17 protein-coding genes are annotated in these 14713 nt (G+C 65.1%); 3 read left to right on the forward strand and 14 right to left on the reverse strand.

All coding sequences use genetic code 11. The features are described from left to right. Positions 1–4: 4 nt before the first annotated feature. Positions 5–1381 carry an aspartate aminotransferase family protein gene (locus tag AN401_RS11465; RefSeq protein WP_096779441.1) on the reverse strand — a complete coding sequence of 459 codons (1377 nt, stop codon included), beginning with the start codon at positions 1379–1381 and terminating at the stop codon, positions 5–7. A gap of 18 nt (positions 1382–1399) precedes the next feature. Further along, entirely contained in the window at positions 1400–2758 is a 1359-nt protein-coding gene (locus tag AN401_RS11470; RefSeq protein ID WP_408645703.1) for a glutamine synthetase family protein, read from the reverse strand. A 215-nt stretch (positions 2759–2973) separates the two neighbouring features. On the opposite strand from AN401_RS11470, the gene AN401_RS11475 reads away from it, so the two are divergent. From AN401_RS11475 to AN401_RS11485, 3 genes are read left to right on the forward strand one after another with little or no spacing between them, the layout of a single operon-like run. Then, on the forward strand, positions 2974–4332 hold the full coding sequence (locus tag AN401_RS11475; protein WP_094040696.1) for a glutamine synthetase family protein: 1359 nt from the start codon (positions 2974–2976) through the stop codon (positions 4330–4332). Positions 4333–4347: 15 nt separating this feature from the next. Beyond that, on the forward strand, positions 4348–5622 hold the full coding sequence (locus tag AN401_RS11480) for an NAD(P)/FAD-dependent oxidoreductase (protein ID WP_094040695.1): 1275 nt from the start codon (positions 4348–4350) through the stop codon (positions 5620–5622). 53 nt (positions 5623–5675) lie between these two features. Continuing rightward, positions 5676–5936, forward strand: a complete 261-nt coding sequence (locus AN401_RS11485; protein WP_094040694.1) for a DUF1289 domain-containing protein — start codon at positions 5676–5678, stop codon at positions 5934–5936. On the opposite strand, the gene AN401_RS11490 is transcribed toward AN401_RS11485, so the two are convergent. From AN401_RS11490 to napF, 12 genes are all read right to left on the reverse strand, one after another. Next, positions 5933–6778, reverse strand: coding sequence for an alpha/beta fold hydrolase (locus AN401_RS11490; RefSeq protein WP_096779442.1), 846 nt, complete (start codon positions 6776–6778; stop codon positions 5933–5935). The two genes, AN401_RS11485 and AN401_RS11490, sit on opposite strands and share 4 nt — an antisense overlap. Positions 6779–6946: 168 nt before the next feature. After that, the gene (gene moaE / locus AN401_RS11495) at positions 6947–7390 is read right to left on the reverse strand and encodes a molybdopterin synthase catalytic subunit MoaE (RefSeq protein ID WP_094040692.1); all 444 of its coding nucleotides are present in this window, start codon (positions 7388–7390) and stop codon (positions 6947–6949) included. A gap of 1 nt (position 7391) precedes the next feature. Further along, positions 7392–7637 (reverse strand): molybdopterin synthase sulfur carrier subunit, encoded by a 246-nt coding sequence (gene moaD, locus AN401_RS11500; RefSeq protein WP_094040691.1) that lies wholly within the window; start codon positions 7635–7637, stop codon positions 7392–7394. Then, on the reverse strand, positions 7634–8110 hold the full coding sequence (gene moaC, locus AN401_RS11505) for a cyclic pyranopterin monophosphate synthase MoaC (RefSeq protein WP_094040690.1): 477 nt from the start codon (positions 8108–8110) through the stop codon (positions 7634–7636). Before moaC ends, moaD begins: the two co-directional genes overlap by 4 nt. A 4-nt stretch (positions 8111–8114) precedes the next feature. After that, positions 8115–8624, reverse strand: a complete 510-nt coding sequence (gene moaB, locus AN401_RS11510; RefSeq protein WP_094040689.1) for a molybdenum cofactor biosynthesis protein B — start codon at positions 8622–8624, stop codon at positions 8115–8117. 136 nt (positions 8625–8760) lie between these two features. Further along, the gene (locus tag AN401_RS11515) at positions 8761–9354 is read right to left on the reverse strand and encodes a cytochrome c3 family protein (RefSeq protein ID WP_096779443.1); all 594 of its coding nucleotides are present in this window, start codon (positions 9352–9354) and stop codon (positions 8761–8763) included. Between the two features lie 9 nt (positions 9355–9363). Beyond that, complete coding sequence (locus tag AN401_RS11520) at positions 9364–9834, reverse strand: nitrate reductase cytochrome c-type subunit (protein ID WP_176442080.1); 471 nt, start codon at positions 9832–9834, stop codon at positions 9364–9366. After that, complete coding sequence (napH, locus tag AN401_RS11525; protein ID WP_094040686.1) at positions 9834–10697, reverse strand: quinol dehydrogenase ferredoxin subunit NapH; 864 nt, start codon at positions 10695–10697, stop codon at positions 9834–9836. The genes AN401_RS11520 and napH overlap by 1 nt, the downstream gene beginning before the upstream one ends. Next, entirely contained in the window at positions 10697–11440 is a 744-nt protein-coding gene (gene napG / locus AN401_RS11530; protein WP_198401728.1) for a ferredoxin-type protein NapG, read from the reverse strand. Before napG ends, napH begins: the two co-directional genes overlap by 1 nt. Before the next feature lie 16 nt (positions 11441–11456). Then, positions 11457–13946: a nitrate reductase catalytic subunit NapA gene (napA, locus tag AN401_RS11535; protein ID WP_096779445.1), complete on the reverse strand. Its 2490-nt coding sequence runs from the start codon at positions 13944–13946 to the stop codon at positions 11457–11459. Then, positions 13943–14215: a chaperone NapD gene (locus AN401_RS11540; RefSeq protein WP_096779446.1), complete on the reverse strand. Its 273-nt coding sequence runs from the start codon at positions 14213–14215 to the stop codon at positions 13943–13945. Before AN401_RS11540 ends, napA begins: the two co-directional genes overlap by 4 nt. Continuing rightward, entirely contained in the window at positions 14212–14712 is a 501-nt protein-coding gene (napF, locus tag AN401_RS11545) for a ferredoxin-type protein NapF (protein WP_094038630.1), read from the reverse strand. Before napF ends, AN401_RS11540 begins: the two co-directional genes overlap by 4 nt. Position 14713 lies beyond the last annotated feature (1 nt).

Consider the following 14713-nt stretch of genomic DNA (forward strand, 5'->3'; position numbering starts at 1 on the left):
GTCCTTAGTTGCCTGAGTTAGCGGTTAGTGTCTGATACGTCAAATCCAGCGCCCGGCGCGCCTTGGTGATCAGTTCGTCCACTTCGGCGTGGCTGATCACCAGGGGCGGCGAGATGATCATGGTGTCCCCCACCGCCCGCATCACCAGGCCCTGCTCGAAACAGTGCTCCCGGCAGATGAGACCGGCCCCGACCGCGCTGTCGAAACGGCGGTTGTCGGTCTTGTCGGCCACCAGCTCCAGCGCCGCCACCAGCCCCAGGCCCCGGGTCTCGCCCACCAGGGGATGATCCCCCAGCCCGGCCCAGGCCCGCTGCAGGTAGGGGCCGATATCGTCGTGGACGCGCCCGACGATGTTTTCCCGCCGCATCACCTCAATATTGGCCAGGGCCACGGCGCAGGCCACCGGATGGCCGGAATAGGTGAAGCCGTGGAAGAACTCCCCGCCGCCGATCAGCCCCTCGGCCACCCGGCGGCCCACCGCCACGGCTCCCAACGGCATGTAGCCGGAAGTAATGCCCTTGGCCATGCACAGCAGGTCGGGCTCGAGCCCGTAGTACTCGCTGGCGAACCAGTGGCCGGTGCGGCCGAAGCCGCAGATCACCTCGTCCACCACCAGCAGGATATCGTACTGCTTGCAGATGCGCCGGATCTCGGGCCAGTAGCTCTCGGGCGGAATGATGACGCCGCCGGCGCCCTGGATGGGCTCGCCGATAAAGGCCGCCACCCGCTCGGGGCCGAGTTCCAGGATTTTCTGCTCCAGTTGCCGGGCCCGCGCCAGCCCGAAGGCGTGCGGATCCTGCCCCTGCCCTTCCCCGAAGTGATAGGGCTGATCGATATGCACTATGTCGGGCAACGGCAGGCCGCCCTGGGCGTGCATCGGCTTCATGCCGCCCAGGGCGGCGCCGGCCAGGGTGGAGCCATGGTAGGCGTTGTGCCGGCTGATGATCACCTGCCGCCCGGGTTGGCCCTGGCTGGCCCAGTAGTGGCGCACCATGCGCACAACTGTGTCGTTGCATTCCGAGCCCGAGCCGGTAAAAAACACATGCTGCATGTCGCCGGGCAGCAGCCCGGCCAGGGTGGCGGCCAGTTCGGTGGCTTGCGGATGGGTGGTCTGGAAAAAGAGGTTGTAATAGGGCAGCCGCCGCAGCTGCCGGTCGGCGGCCTCAATCAGCTCTTCCCGGCCATAGCCCAGGTTGACGCACCACAGGCCGGCCATGCCATCGAGGATGCGGTGGCCGTCCGCATCCCACAGGTAGACCCCCTCGCCCCGCTCGATGACGCGGGTACCCTTGCGGTGCAGCGCCTGGCTGTCGGTAAAGGGATGCAGGTGGTGGGCGGCGTCCAGTTCCTGCAGGCGGCGACTTCCTTGTTGCTCTGCCATGGTCGGCTCCGTGCTCGGTTAGACGTTCAGCAGCAGGAACTCCCGTTCCCAGGCGCTGATCACGGTGAAGAAGGCCTCGTATTCCTTGCGCTTGACCGAAATAAAGGCGTTGACGAAGCGGGGGCCCAGGATCTGGCGCAGCTCCTCGCACTGCTCCAGCTCCAGCAGGGCCTCTTCCAGGCTGCGGGCCAGGCCGAAGGGCATGTTGTAGGCGCTGCCCTGCACCTGCTCGGTGGGCTTGAGCTTTTGCATCATGCCCAGGTAGCCACAGGCCAGGCTGGCGGCCAGGGCCAGGTAGGGGTTGGCGTCGGCCCCGGCGAAGCGGTTCTCGATGCGCCGGTCAGCCAGCCCCGAGCGCGGTACCCGCAGGCCCACGGTGCGGTTATCCTCGCCCCAGGCCATGTTGCGCGGCGCCGAGTCCCCGAACGCCAGCCGCCGGTAGGAGTTGACGTTGGGCGCGAACAGGGCCACGGCGCTCGGGATATAGCGCTGCATGCCGCCGATATAGTGCAGGAACCGCTCGCTGTGGCTGCCGTCGGCGTTGGCGAACAGGTTGTTGCCATTCTGATCCACCAGGCTCTGGTGGATGTGCATGGCGCTGCCCGGCTCGTTCTTCATCGGCTTGGCCATAAAGGTGGCGTACACGTTGTGGCGCATGGCGGCCTCGCGCATGGTGCGCTTGAACAGGAACACCTGATCCGCCAGATCCAGGGCATCACCGTGGATGAAGTTCACCTCCATCTGGGCCGCGCCGGACTCATGGATCAGGGTGTCCACCTCCAGCTCCTGGGCTTCGCAGAAGTCGTACATTTCCTCGAAGATGGGATCGAACTCGTTAACCGCGTCGATGCTGAACGACTGACGGGCGGTCTCGGGCCGGCCGTTGCGGCCGATGGGCGGCTCCAGGGGGTAGTCCCAGTCCTCGTTCTTTTTCACCAGGAAAAATTCCAGCTCCGGTGCCACCACCGGGCGCCAGCCCTGCTCCTCGTAGAGCCGGAGTACCCGGCGCAGCACGCTGCGCGGCGCTATGTCCACCGGGTTGCCATCGGCGTCGAAGCAATCGTGGATCACCTGGGCGGTGGGCTCGGTCGCCCAGGGTACCAGCCGGGGCGTGTTGATGTCGGCGTGCAGTTCCATGTCCCGTTCGGTCCAGTCGATGTTCTCGTCTTCCGGCCAGTCGCCGTTGACGGTCTGCAGGAAAATGTTTTCCGGCAGCCGCATGCCCCCTTCCTTCAGGAACTTGCTGGCGGGCAGTATCTTGCCACGGGCGTTGCCGGTGAAATCCGGCAGCAGGCATTCCACCTCGGTAATGGCGTGCCGCTGCATCCACTGCCGCAGCCACTCCATATCACGCTTTTCGGGATCTTGAACACTCATAACCAGGCTCATGGTTTAGGAAACAAAGGCAAGCATAGTCCATAATTGGCTAAAAATATGCTAGACATAGGAATTGCAGATACGCAAACAAATTATCAGGCCACCGGAAAGTAAACGAGATCGGGATCATAATTAACAAAAATATGGATATATTAAACACCGGTTTTCATGATTAGCTGCCAATCGGACCCGAATGACCCGTTAAGGATGACGCCATGAACAAGGCCCACAGCACCAGACACCATCATGCTCCCGACAGCCCCTGGGCCGACTACCAGTCCGTCGACCTGATGCTGTGCGACATCAACGGCGTACTCAGGGGCAAACGCATCCAGACCAGCGCCCTGGAAAACGCCCTGCGCGACGGCATCAGCCTGCCCGCCTCGGTGTTCGCCCTCGACATCACCGGCCAGACGGTGGAGGAAACCGGGCTCGGTTTCGCCCAGGGCGACAGCGATCGCATCTGCCGGCTGCTGCCCCATACCCTGGTGCCGGTGCCCTGGCACAAGACCCCCTCCGGCCAGATCCTGATGACCATGGAAGAGAGCGACGGCAGCCCCTTCTTCGCCGATCCGCGCCATGTGCTGCAGAAGGTAGTGCAGCGGCTGCTGGACAAGGGCCTGCGTCCCTGCGTGGCGGTGGAGCTGGAATTCTACCTGGTGGATCAGAAGGAGGGCCCCGACGGCCTGCCTCAGCCGCCCATCTTGCCGGGCACCGACGAGCGCATGCACGACACCCAGGTCTATTCCCTGGACGATCTCGACAGCTGGGAAGACTTTCTGGTGCGGGTGGCGGAGGTGTGCCAGCTGCAGAAGATACCGGCGGACAACGCCGTGGCCGAATACGCCCCGGGCCAGTTCGAGATCAACCTGATGCACCAGCACGATGCCGTCGCCGCCTGCGATCAGGCGATACTGCTCAAGCGGGCGATCAAGGCCATCGCCATCAAGGAGGGCATGTACGCCACCTTTATGGCCAAGCCCTACAACGGCCAGGCCGGCTCGGGCATGCACATCCACGTCAGTCTGCTCGACGAGGCCGGCAACAATGTGTTCGCCGAGGATCACGAGCTGCTGCGCCAGGCCATCGCCGGCAACCTCAGCATGCTGCCCGAATGCATGGCGCTGTTCGCCCCCAACGCCAACTCCTACCGCCGGCTGCAGCCCCATATGTTCGTGCCGCTGCACGCCAGTTGGGGCTTCGACAACCGTACCGTGGCGCTGCGCATCCCCTCCGGCGACAAGGGCAGCACCCGGCTCGAGCACCGGGTGGCCGGCGCCGACGCCAACCCCTACCTGGTGGTGGCGGCCATACTGGCGGCGGTGGACCACGGCATCAGCGAGCAACTGCGTCCCCCCGCCCCCATCCAGGGCGACGCCAACAAGCTCGACCTGCAGTTGCTGCCCTACCGCTGGCAGGACGCCCTCGACCGATTCGCCCAATCGCACCGGCTGTCCCAGTACCTGGGCAAGGATTTTCACCGCGCCTACCTCATCAACAAACGCCACGAGCTGGCCGAGTTCGACCAGCATGTCACCCCGCTGGAGTACCAGTGGTATCAACATCTGGTTTAGCCATCCGGAGCCCTTATGCAACAGCACGCCGATTCCTACTACGCCGCCTCCATCAAATATCCCCTGAGCTTCCCGCCCCTGGAAGACGATCTGGATGTGGACGTATGCATCGTCGGCGCCGGCATCACCGGGGCCTCGGCGGCACTGGTCCTGGCGGAGCGCGGCTACAAGGTGGCGGTGCTGGAAGGCAAGCTTACGGGCTGGGGCGCCTCGGGGCGCAGCGGCGGCCAGATGATCTTCGGCTACGCCTGCGATCAGGCCAAACTTACCCGGCTGGTGGGCATGGAGGCGAGCCGGGCCCTGTGGGACATCTCCCTCGAGGCCATGACGCTGATGCGCCGGCGCATCCATGAACACGCCATCGACTGCGATCTGGCCGATGGCCACCTGCACGCGGCGGTGAAGCCTCGCCACATGACCGAGCTGGAAAGCTGGGCCCGGGATCTGCGCCGGGACTTCGGCTACGACAAGCTCGAGCCGTGGAGCCGGGAACGGGTGCGGCAGCAACTGGACACCGAAGCCTACCTGGGCGGCCTCTACGATCCCGCCAGCGGCCATGTGCATCCGCTCAACTACACCCTGGGATTGGTCAAGGCCGCGGTGGCGGCCGGCGCCCGCTTCTTCGAACACAGCCCGGTCACCCGCATCGAGCGGGGCGCCACCCCGGTGGCCCATACGCCCACAGGAAAGGTACGCAGCCGGCACCTGCTGCTGTGCGGCAACGCCTACCTGGAAGGCGTCGCCCCCGAGATAGAGCGCAAGATCATGCCGGTGGGCACCTATATCACCGCCACCGAGCCACTGGGCGAGGAGCGCGCCCGCGAACTTATCCGCAACAACATGGCGGTGGCCGACATCAACTTCGTGCTCGACTATTTCCGCCTGAGCGCCGACCACCGGCTGCTGTTCGGCGGCCGGGTCAGCTATTCGCGGCTGGATCCCCTCAACCTGGCGGACACCATGGGCAAGCGGCTGCGCCATGTGTTCCCCCAATTGCAGGGCGTGAAGCAGCAATACACCTGGGGCGGCTATGTGGGCATCACCATGAACCGGGCGCCCCACTTCGGCCGCCTCGACGGCAATGTCTATTTCGCCCAGGGCTTCTCCGGCCACGGCATCGCCCTCACCGGCATGGCCGGCACCCTGATGGCCGACGCCATCGCCGGCAGCGCCGAGCGCTTCGATCTGTTCGGGCGCATCCCCCACCAGGATTTTCCCGGCGGCCGGCTGTTGCGCACCCCCGCCCTGGTGCTGGCCATGGCCTGGTACCGGCTGCGGGATCTGCTCTAGCCCCTTGCCGCGGGCGGCGAACTGTGCTCCATTTAAGCAAAGGGAGGAAACAGATGGAGCAACTGGAGTTTTTCGACGTCCCCAGCCCCTGCATCGGCGTCTGCCAGGTCAACAACAGGGGCTACTGCAAGGGCTGCTTTCGCAGCCGGGAAGAGCGCTTCAACTGGCTGACGTTCACCCCGGCCCAGCGCCGCGACGTCATCCGCCTGTGCCAGGACCGCAAGCGCCGGGTGCTGGCCGCCGCCCGCAAGAAACAGCTGGAGCTGGAGCTCGCCCAGCAGGACAGCCCACCCCAGGACTCACTGCCGCTTTAGGCCTGCAGCCGCTCGCTTATCCACTGGGCAATGCGCGCCGCCGGCGCTGCTTCCAGGTGCAGATGATGACCACCGGCCAGTTGCTTGAGCTCCAGTTGCGGCACCAGCGCCAGTTGCTGTTCGACCCGTGCCATGCCGATGCCCGCTTCCGCCATCACCAGCAGCACCGGCATGGACAGCCGGCGCAGAAAGGCCGCTACCTGCGGCTCGCACAGCCGCACCACCGACGGCTGGGTGAGCGCCAGATCGCTGCGCCAGTACCAGCCGTCGGCCTCCTCGCGCAATCCCCGCGCCAGCAGCCAGCCGGCCGCCTCCCGGCTCACCGGCCAGCGCCCGCCCATGCGCGCCTGTACCGCCTGCTCGAAGCTGGCGTAGGGTCGCAGGGCACGCCGTTGCAGCCGTCTGTTTTTCGCCAGCGCTTCGGCCATCTGCGCCGGCAACTCATCGGCGGGGTAATCGAGGGGCGCCAGGCCATCAAGCAGGAACAACTGGCTGACCCGCTCGGGGAAGGCCCCGGCGAACAGGCTGGCTACCCCGGCGCCCATGGAATGGCCGAGCAGGGCCACCCGTTCCAGCCTCAGCTCGTCGAGCAGGGCCTGCACATCGGCCAGGTTGTCCCAGATATAGTAGGGCTGGCCGGCGGGCCTGTGATCCGAGCACCCATGGCCGGCCAGATCCAGGGCGATCAGCCGCACTTCGGGCAACAGCCTGGCCAGCAGGGTGAAGCCGGCGGCGTTGTCGAGCCAGCCGTGCAGGGCCACCACCGGCATGCCCCGGGGATCGCCCCACTCCATCACCGCCAGCCGGCGGCCATGGTGCTCGAAACGCCACGAACGGTGCATGGGGACTCCTTGCTAGTGCGGAAATGGCAGGATGGTGAACGGCTACAGGGTTGGCCTTTCGGATGGCCATGCTAGCAGAGCGCCCGTTTGGCACCAAATATAAAAACGCCGGGCTGGTTCAACCCGGCGTTGAGAGTCAGTTTACAATCAGGCCACAGCGCAGCCCGGTCACCACTTTTCCGCGGCGCGGTTGTCGCTGTCTTTGGCTTCCACCCAGCGTTCCTCGCCGCCCGCCGTGGTTTCCTTCTTCCAGAAGGGGGCCCGGGTCTTGAGGTAGTCCATGATGAAATGGCAGGCTTCGAACGCCGCCTCCCGGTGGGCGCTTGCCACCCCCACGAACACGATCTGGTCGCCGAGTTCGAGCCGGCCCACCCGGTGGATCACCCGGCACTCCAGCAGCGGCCAGCGCCGGTGCGCTTCCTCCACAATCTGCGCAAGGGAATGCTCGGTCATGCCCGGGTAATGCTCCAGGGTCATGCCGCTGACCGCTTCCCCCTGGTTCATCTCCCGTACCTTGCCGACGAAGGTGACCACGGCGCCGGCCTGGTGCGAACGGCTGAGGGCGGCGTACTCCTCGCCCAGTTCGAAATCTTCGCGCTGTACCCGGATCATCTCAGCCTCCGGTGACCGGCGGGAAAAAGGCGACCTCGTCCCCGGCCTTGATGGGGCTGTCGAGCGGCACTATGGTGTGGTTCACCGCCGCCAGCAGCTTGTCGTCGGACAGCGCCAGGGCCCACTTGTCGCCGCGCCCGGCCAGGGCCCGGCGCAACGCCTCGACGTTGCCGTAGTCTTCGGCCAGTTCCAGTTCGTCCTGGCCCACCAGCTCGCGCACCTGCGCGAAAAATACCACCTTGATCATGACGCCTTGAAGTCTCCCGATTTGCCGCCCCGCTTTTCCAGCAGGCGAATGCCTTCGATGCGCATGTCCTTTTGCACCGCCTTACACATATCATAGATGGTCAGGGCCGCCACCGAGGCGGCGGTGAGCGCTTCCATCTCCACCCCGGTCTGTCCCGCCAGCTTGCAGTAGCTCTCGATGCGCACCCCGCCCTTTTCCTCGTCGGCCTCCAGCCGGACTTCCACCTTGGACAGCGCCAGCGGATGGCACAGGGGGATCAGATCGGCGGTTTTCTTGGCCGCCATGATGCCGGCGATGCGGGCGGTGGCGAACACATCCCCCTTGTGGTGCCGGCCTTCGATGATGAGCGACAGGGTATCGGGCGCCATCAGCACCCAGGCCTCGGCCCGGGCCTCGCGCACCGTCACCGCCTTGTCGCTCACGTCCACCATGTTGGCCTCGCCCGAGGCATTGATGTGGGTCAGTTCGCTCATGGGACTACACCAGGTGCTGCACGAAGTTGCAGGGCTTGTGGCGGGCATCGAGCTGCTCGGCCAGGATGCCGTTCCAGCCGGTGCGGCAGGCGCCGGTGGAGCCGGGCATGCAGAAGATGGCGGTGCGGTTGGCCAGCCCGCCCAGGGCGCGGCTCTGCACCGTGGAGGTGCCCAGTTCCTGGTAGGTGATATGGCGGAACAGCTCGCCGAAGCCGTCGATCACGGTGTCCAGCAGCGGGCCCACCGCCTCGGGGGTGGTGTCGCGGCCGGTAAAGCCGGTGCCGCCGGTGATCAAGACCACCTGGACCTCAGGGCTGGCTATCCAGCGGGAAACCAGGGCGCGGATGTCGTACTTGTCGTCCTTGAGGATGATCTTTTCCGCCAGTTGGTGGCCGGCGGCGGTGAGCGCCTCGGCCAGGAAGCGGCCCGAGGTGTCGGTCTCTTCGTTACGGGTATCGGAGACGGTCAGCACCGCTATCTTCAGGGGCACAAAGGCCTGGCTTGCATGACTCATGGCGTCCTCTCATTAATTTTTACATAAAGATAATAATTGAAACATTCTCGCACAGCGCGACGGAAGGTCAATCCGCAAAACAACAAAGCCTGGGGCAATAATGCCACAGGCTTTGGCGTCGTTCATAAGGGAAGGCTCAGAAACCCTCTACCCCACGCATGTTGGGCAACTGGTGGGCGATGCCCTTGTGGCAGTCGATACAGGTTTTCTCGCCGCTGGCCAGGGAGGTGGAGTGAGCCTGGGCGGCACGGCTGCCCTGCACACTGAAGTCCATGTAGTCGAAGTTGTGGCAGTTGCGGCATTCCCGCGAGTCGGTCTCCTTCATCCGCTGCCACTCCCGCTCCGCCATATAGCGGCGGTGGGCCTCGAACTTTTCCGGGGTATCGATGATGCCGGTGATCTTGCCCCAGACTTCCTTGGACGCGGCTATCTTGCGCACTATCTTGTGGGTCCACTCGTGGGGCACATGGCAGTCGGGACAGCTGGCCCTGACCCCGGAGCGGTTGGCGTAGTGAATGGTATCCCGGTACTCCAGATAGACGTTGTCGTGCATCTCATGGCAACCGATACAGAACTGTTCGGTATTGGTCACCTCCAGGGCGGTGTTGAAGCCGCCCCAGAAGATGACGCCACCGAAGAAGCCGAATACCAGCACCACGCCCACCGCCACCTTGCTGGGTGAACGGAAGGTTTGCCACAGCCGTTTGAGCAGGCTTTTCTTCTCCGCCATGAGGGCTCCTTACCGCAGGGATTCAACGGGAGTGAAGGTGTTGTCCACCAGCGGCTTGGCACCGGTCTGCGGCACGTGGCACTGCAGGCAGAAGTAGCGCCGCGGGCTGATGTCGCCCAGGGTCATGCCGTCCCGGGTTTCATAGTGGGTGGGGCTGACCCGGGGCGCGTTGCGCGCGGCCGCGTTTTTCCAGCCGTGACAGGCCAGGCAGCGGTTGACCTTGAGATCCACCTCGTAACCCCGCACCTGGTGCGGCACCAGGGGCGGCTGGTGCATGTACTGCCGGTCCTGAATGCCCTGATCCTTGACCGGATCCTTGATACGTTCGGCATCCTTGTCCACGTCCAGCGCCGTGTCGCCCCGCAGCGAACTCAGGCGCCCGCTGTGGGCCTCCACATCCTCCAGTTCGACCTGGGCCTGCACCATGCCCACCCAGGCCGCCAACAGCAGCGCTCCCATCACTTTTCCAGTCTTTCTCATCATTTTTTCTCCGCCTTATTTGCAAAACGGGTGGTGAAACTGAAGACGTCTTCCGCACACACGTCGATACAACGCCCACAATGGCTACAATCCGTCATCTTGATTTCGGGGCCATGGCCCCTTTTGGCGCCATGCACCGGCCCCTTCAGCACCTGGGGCTCGGGGCAGACCGCGTAACAATCCATGCAACTGGTGCAGTGTTCCCGGCCGGCTGCCGTCACCTGCAGGGGTCTCAGCTTGTTCACCAGCCCCCAGAAGGCGCCCTGGGGACACAGATGACCGCACCATCCCCTGTCGACCACGAAGCTGTCGAACAAAAACACCGCCACTATCAGCAACCAGCCCCAGCCCATGCCGAACAGCAGGCCCCGGTGCAGCAGGGATACCGGGTTGACCGACTCCCACACCACCACGCCGCCGATAAAGGGCACCACCAGTATGGTGGCCAGCAGCCAGTAGCGCAGCCGGCTGGAAAGACCCGAACCCTGGCGCAGCCCCAGCCGACGGCGCAACCAGCCGGCGGCATCGGTCACCGGGTTCAGCGGGCAGACCCAGGAGCAGAACACCCGCCCCCCGACCAGGACATAGCCGGCAAGGACGATCAGCGCCCCCAGCCAGGCCGTGAACACCGGCCAGTGCCCCGCAGCCAGCAGTTGCACCAGGACGAAGGGATCCGTCATCGGCACCGTGTCCATGAGCCGAGAGCTGGACAGGTTGCCTTCGATAAGCCAGATCCCGGCCCAGGGGCCGAGCAGGAACAGGCCCAGCACCGACAACTGGCACAGCCGACGCAGCAGCAGGAAACGGTGTGCCCGCCACCAGCCCTTGCGCTCCGTTGCCTCCGCGCCGGGGTATCGCTTCATCACTGTCCTCCTTCGGGACGGCGAGTCGGCAGGGTCAGCTGGTCCCCGATAAGGGACCCGCCGGCCTTCTCCTTCTCGACCCAGCCCCAGCGGTAGTGGGCGCCCAGCTCGCCCTTGGCGACTTCCCTGGGCAGCACCTTGATCGCCGCCTCTTCCAGCACGCAGGCATGTTCGCACTTGCCGCAGCCGGTGCAGGCATCCGAGTGCACGGTCGGGATGAACAGGGCGTGGTGCCCGGTCCTGCTGTTGTGGCTGGGTTCCAGGGTAATGGCCTGGTCGATCAGCGGGCAGACCCGGTAGCAGACGTCACAGCGCAGCCCCTGCCAGTTGAGGCAGGTCTCGTGATCGATCAGCACCGCCAGGCCCATGCGCGCCTCGTCGATGTCGGTCAGCGCCGGATCCAGCGCCCCGGTGGGGCAGGCCGCCACGCAGGGAATATCGTCGCACATCTCGCAGGGCACGGCCCTGGCCTCGAAGTAGGGCGTACCCGTGGTCACCGGGGTCAGCAGCCGGGCCAGCTTGAGGGTATCGTAGGGGCAGGCCTCCACGCACAGGCCGCAGCGTACGCAGGCGCCGAGAAAATCCGGCTCGGCACCGGCGCCCGGCGGTCGCAGCGCCTGGGCCGGCAGGCTGGCGGCCTGGCGGCTGTAAGCCCCCAGCCCCAGCCCGACCAGCCCCATGGCACAACCGCCACCCGCCAGTTGCAGCAGAAACTGCCGCCGTGAAGCCCCGCTCATCGCCATCTCCCCCCTTGAGCCCTTACGCCTTCATCACCTTGACCGCGCACTTCTTGAAGTCGGTCTCTTTCGAGAGCGGGCAGGTGGCGTCCAGGGTCAGGCGGTTGATCAGCTGGTTCTCGTCGAACCAGGGCACGAACACCAGCCCCTTGGGCGGGCGGTTGCGGCCGCGGGTTTCCACCCGGCTCTTCATCTCGCCCCGGCGGGAGGCGATCACCACCTCGTCGCCCCGGCGCAGGCCCCGCTCCCGGGCGTCATCCGGATGCATGAATACCTGGGCGTCGGGATAGGAACGGTGCAGCTCGGGCACCCGCCGGGTCATGGAGCCGGAGTGCCAGTGTTCCAGCACCCGCCCGGTGGACAGCCAGAGGTTGTATTCCGCGTCCGGCACCTCGGCCGCCGGCTCGTACGGCAGGGCGAAGATCACCGCCTTGTTGTCCTTGTGGCCGTAGAACTGCACCCCTGTCCCCTTCTCCACGTAAGGGTCGTAGCCTTCCCGGTAACGCCACAGGGTTTCCTGGCCATCCACCACCGGCCAGCGCAGGCCCCGGGCCTGGTGGTAGACATCATAAGGCGCCAGATCGTGGGCCTTGCCCCGGCCGAACTTGGCATACTCCTCGAACAGGCCCTTCTGCACGTAGAAGCCGAAGTGATCCCGCTCGTCGTTAAGCTCGTTCTTGCAGTCCTCGGCCGGATACTGGTCCACCTGGCCATTGCGGTAGAGCACCTCATACAGGGTCTTGCCCCGGTATTCGGGCGCCTTGGCCAGCAGTTCCTCGGGCCAGACCTCTTCCATGGTGAAGCGCTTGGAGAACTCCATCAGCTGCCACAGATCCGATTTGGCTCCCTCGGGAGACTTCACCTGCTGGTACCACACCTGGGTGCGGCGCTCGGCATTGCCGTAGCCGCCCTCCTTCTCCACCCACATGGCGGTGGGCAGCACCAGATCCGCCGCCTGGGCGGTGACCGTGGGGTAAGGGTCGGACACCACGATGAAGTTGGCCGGGTTGCGGTAGCCGGGCAGCCCCTCCTCGTTCATGTTGGGGGCGGCCTGCATGTTGTTGTTACACATCACCCAGTAGGCGTTGAGCTTGCCGTCCTTGAGCATGCGGTTCTGCAACACGGCGTGGTAGCCCACCTGGGGGTTGATGGTGCCGTCGGGCAGCTTCCAGATCTTCTCGGAGTAGGCGCGGTGCTCGGCGTTGGTCACCACCATGTCCGCCGGCAGCCGGTGGGCGAAGGTGCCCACTTCCCGGGCGGTGCCGCAGGCCGAGGGCTGGCCGGTGAGCGAGAAGGGGCTGTTGCCCGGCTCGGAGATCTTGCCGGTCAGCAGGTGGATGTTGTAGACCATGTTGTTGGCCCAGGTACCCCGGGTATGCTGGTTGAAACCCATGGTCCAGAAGGACACCACCTTGATGTAGGGGTCGGCATAGGCCTGGGCCAGCGCTTCCAGCTTGTCGGCGGGCACGCCGGAGATCTTGGAAACGGTCTCCACGTCGTAGTCGGCCACAAAGCTGGCGAATTCCTCGAAGCTGATGGGGGTGGAGGCGCCGGAGTCCGGGTTCGCCGCCGCCTGTTGCAGCGGGTGGGTCGGCCGCAGGCCATAGCCGATGTCGGTTTCGCCCTTGACGAAATTGACGTGCTTCTCGATAAAGTCCTGGTTTACATAGCCGTTTTCGATGATGTAGTGAGCGATGTAGTTGAGGATGGCCAGATCGGTCTGGGGATGGAACACCATGCCGTTGTCCGCCAGTTCGAAGCTGCGGTGCTCGAAGGTGGACAGTACATGCACCTGCACATGGGGTGCACTCAGGCGGCGGTCGGTCAGCCGAGACCAGAGAATGGGGTGCATCTCCGCCATGTTGGAGCCCCACAGCACGAAGGCGTCGGTGGCTTCGATGTCGTCATAGCACCCCATGGGCTCGTCCATGCCGAAGGTGCGCATGAAACCGACCACGGCCGAGGCCATGCAGTGGCGAGCGTTGGGATCCAGGTTGTTGGAGCGGAAACCGGCCTTGTACAGCTTGGCGGCGGCGTAGCCTTCCATGATGGTCCACTGGCCGGAGCCGAACATGCCGATGCCGTCGGGCCCCTTCTCCTTGAGGGTGGCCTTCCACTTCTCGGCCATGATGTCGAACGCCTGATCCCAGCTGATCGGCGTAAAATCCCCGTTCTTGTCGTACTTGCCGTTCTTCATACGCAGCAGCGGCGTGGTCAGCCGGTCCTTGCCATACATGATTTTCGACAGGAAATAACCCTTGATGCAGTTCAGGCCCTTGTTGACCGGCGCATCCGGATCCCCCTGGGTGGCCACCACACGGCCATCCTGGGAGCCCACCAGCACCGAGCAGCCGGTACCGCAGAAGCGGCAGGGGGCCTTGTCCCACTTGATGGCGGTTTGATCCCGGCTGGTGATCAGATTGGTGGCACCGGCCGGCACGGCCAGCCCGGCGGCGGCGGCGGCGGCGGCGACCGCATTGGCCTTCATAAAGGCGCGACGACTCAGCTTCATTGTTGCTCCTCACCTGCTTCCAGTTCAGCAAATTCATGATAAATAAGGGTGGTGGACAAGATGCCCTCCAACAGCGCTATCTGATCGATACGGCTGACCACCGATTTCTGGGTGGGGCCTTCGATCGCCACCACCAGTTTTCCCTGCTCTCCCGACACCGGCACTTCCACCCCGTCCATGGCGCTGATGGCTTCCTGTGCCGGTCCCATCAATTCGGGCCGGCAATAAACCACCAGGCTGGCGACGTGCCATTCATTCGCTTTGCTCATGCTTGCTCCTGACTCAAGATCTTGATGGCGCCCGCCGGGCAGCCGGCGACACAGGCGCCACAGCCGGTGCAACGCTCGGCATCCAGCTCCGGACGGGCGACGGCGCCCAATTGCGGCCGGAAACGGATGGCCTGTGGCTCGCAGCTGTCTTCGCAGCTGCGGCAGTGCACTCCCCCAATGGCCAGGCAGGCGGGGCCGAACTCGGCCAACTGGTGCCAGGGCGCTTCCTGACGGGGAGCGAAGAGCGGCTCGGGGCAAGCATCGGCGCAGCGGCCGCAGAAGGTGCATTCGCCCCGGCCGAAGTCCAGCACCGGAAAGCCGCCGTCGCCCGCGATGATGATCCGCTCCGGGCAGGCCCGCTGGCAGTCGCCGCATCGGGTGCAGCCGTCGGTAAAGCTCGGCCAGTCCTTCGCCCAGGGCAAGGTGTTTTCCGGCCTGGTCGGGGCCAGGCCGCCCTTGAGCCAGCGTCGGCGCGATAAGTCCGGTTCGGATGTCATG

Origin of the sequence: Zobellella denitrificans, assembly GCF_002407485.1 — a bacterium.
Lineage (GTDB): Bacteria > Pseudomonadota > Gammaproteobacteria > Enterobacterales > Aeromonadaceae > Oceanimonas > Oceanimonas denitrificans.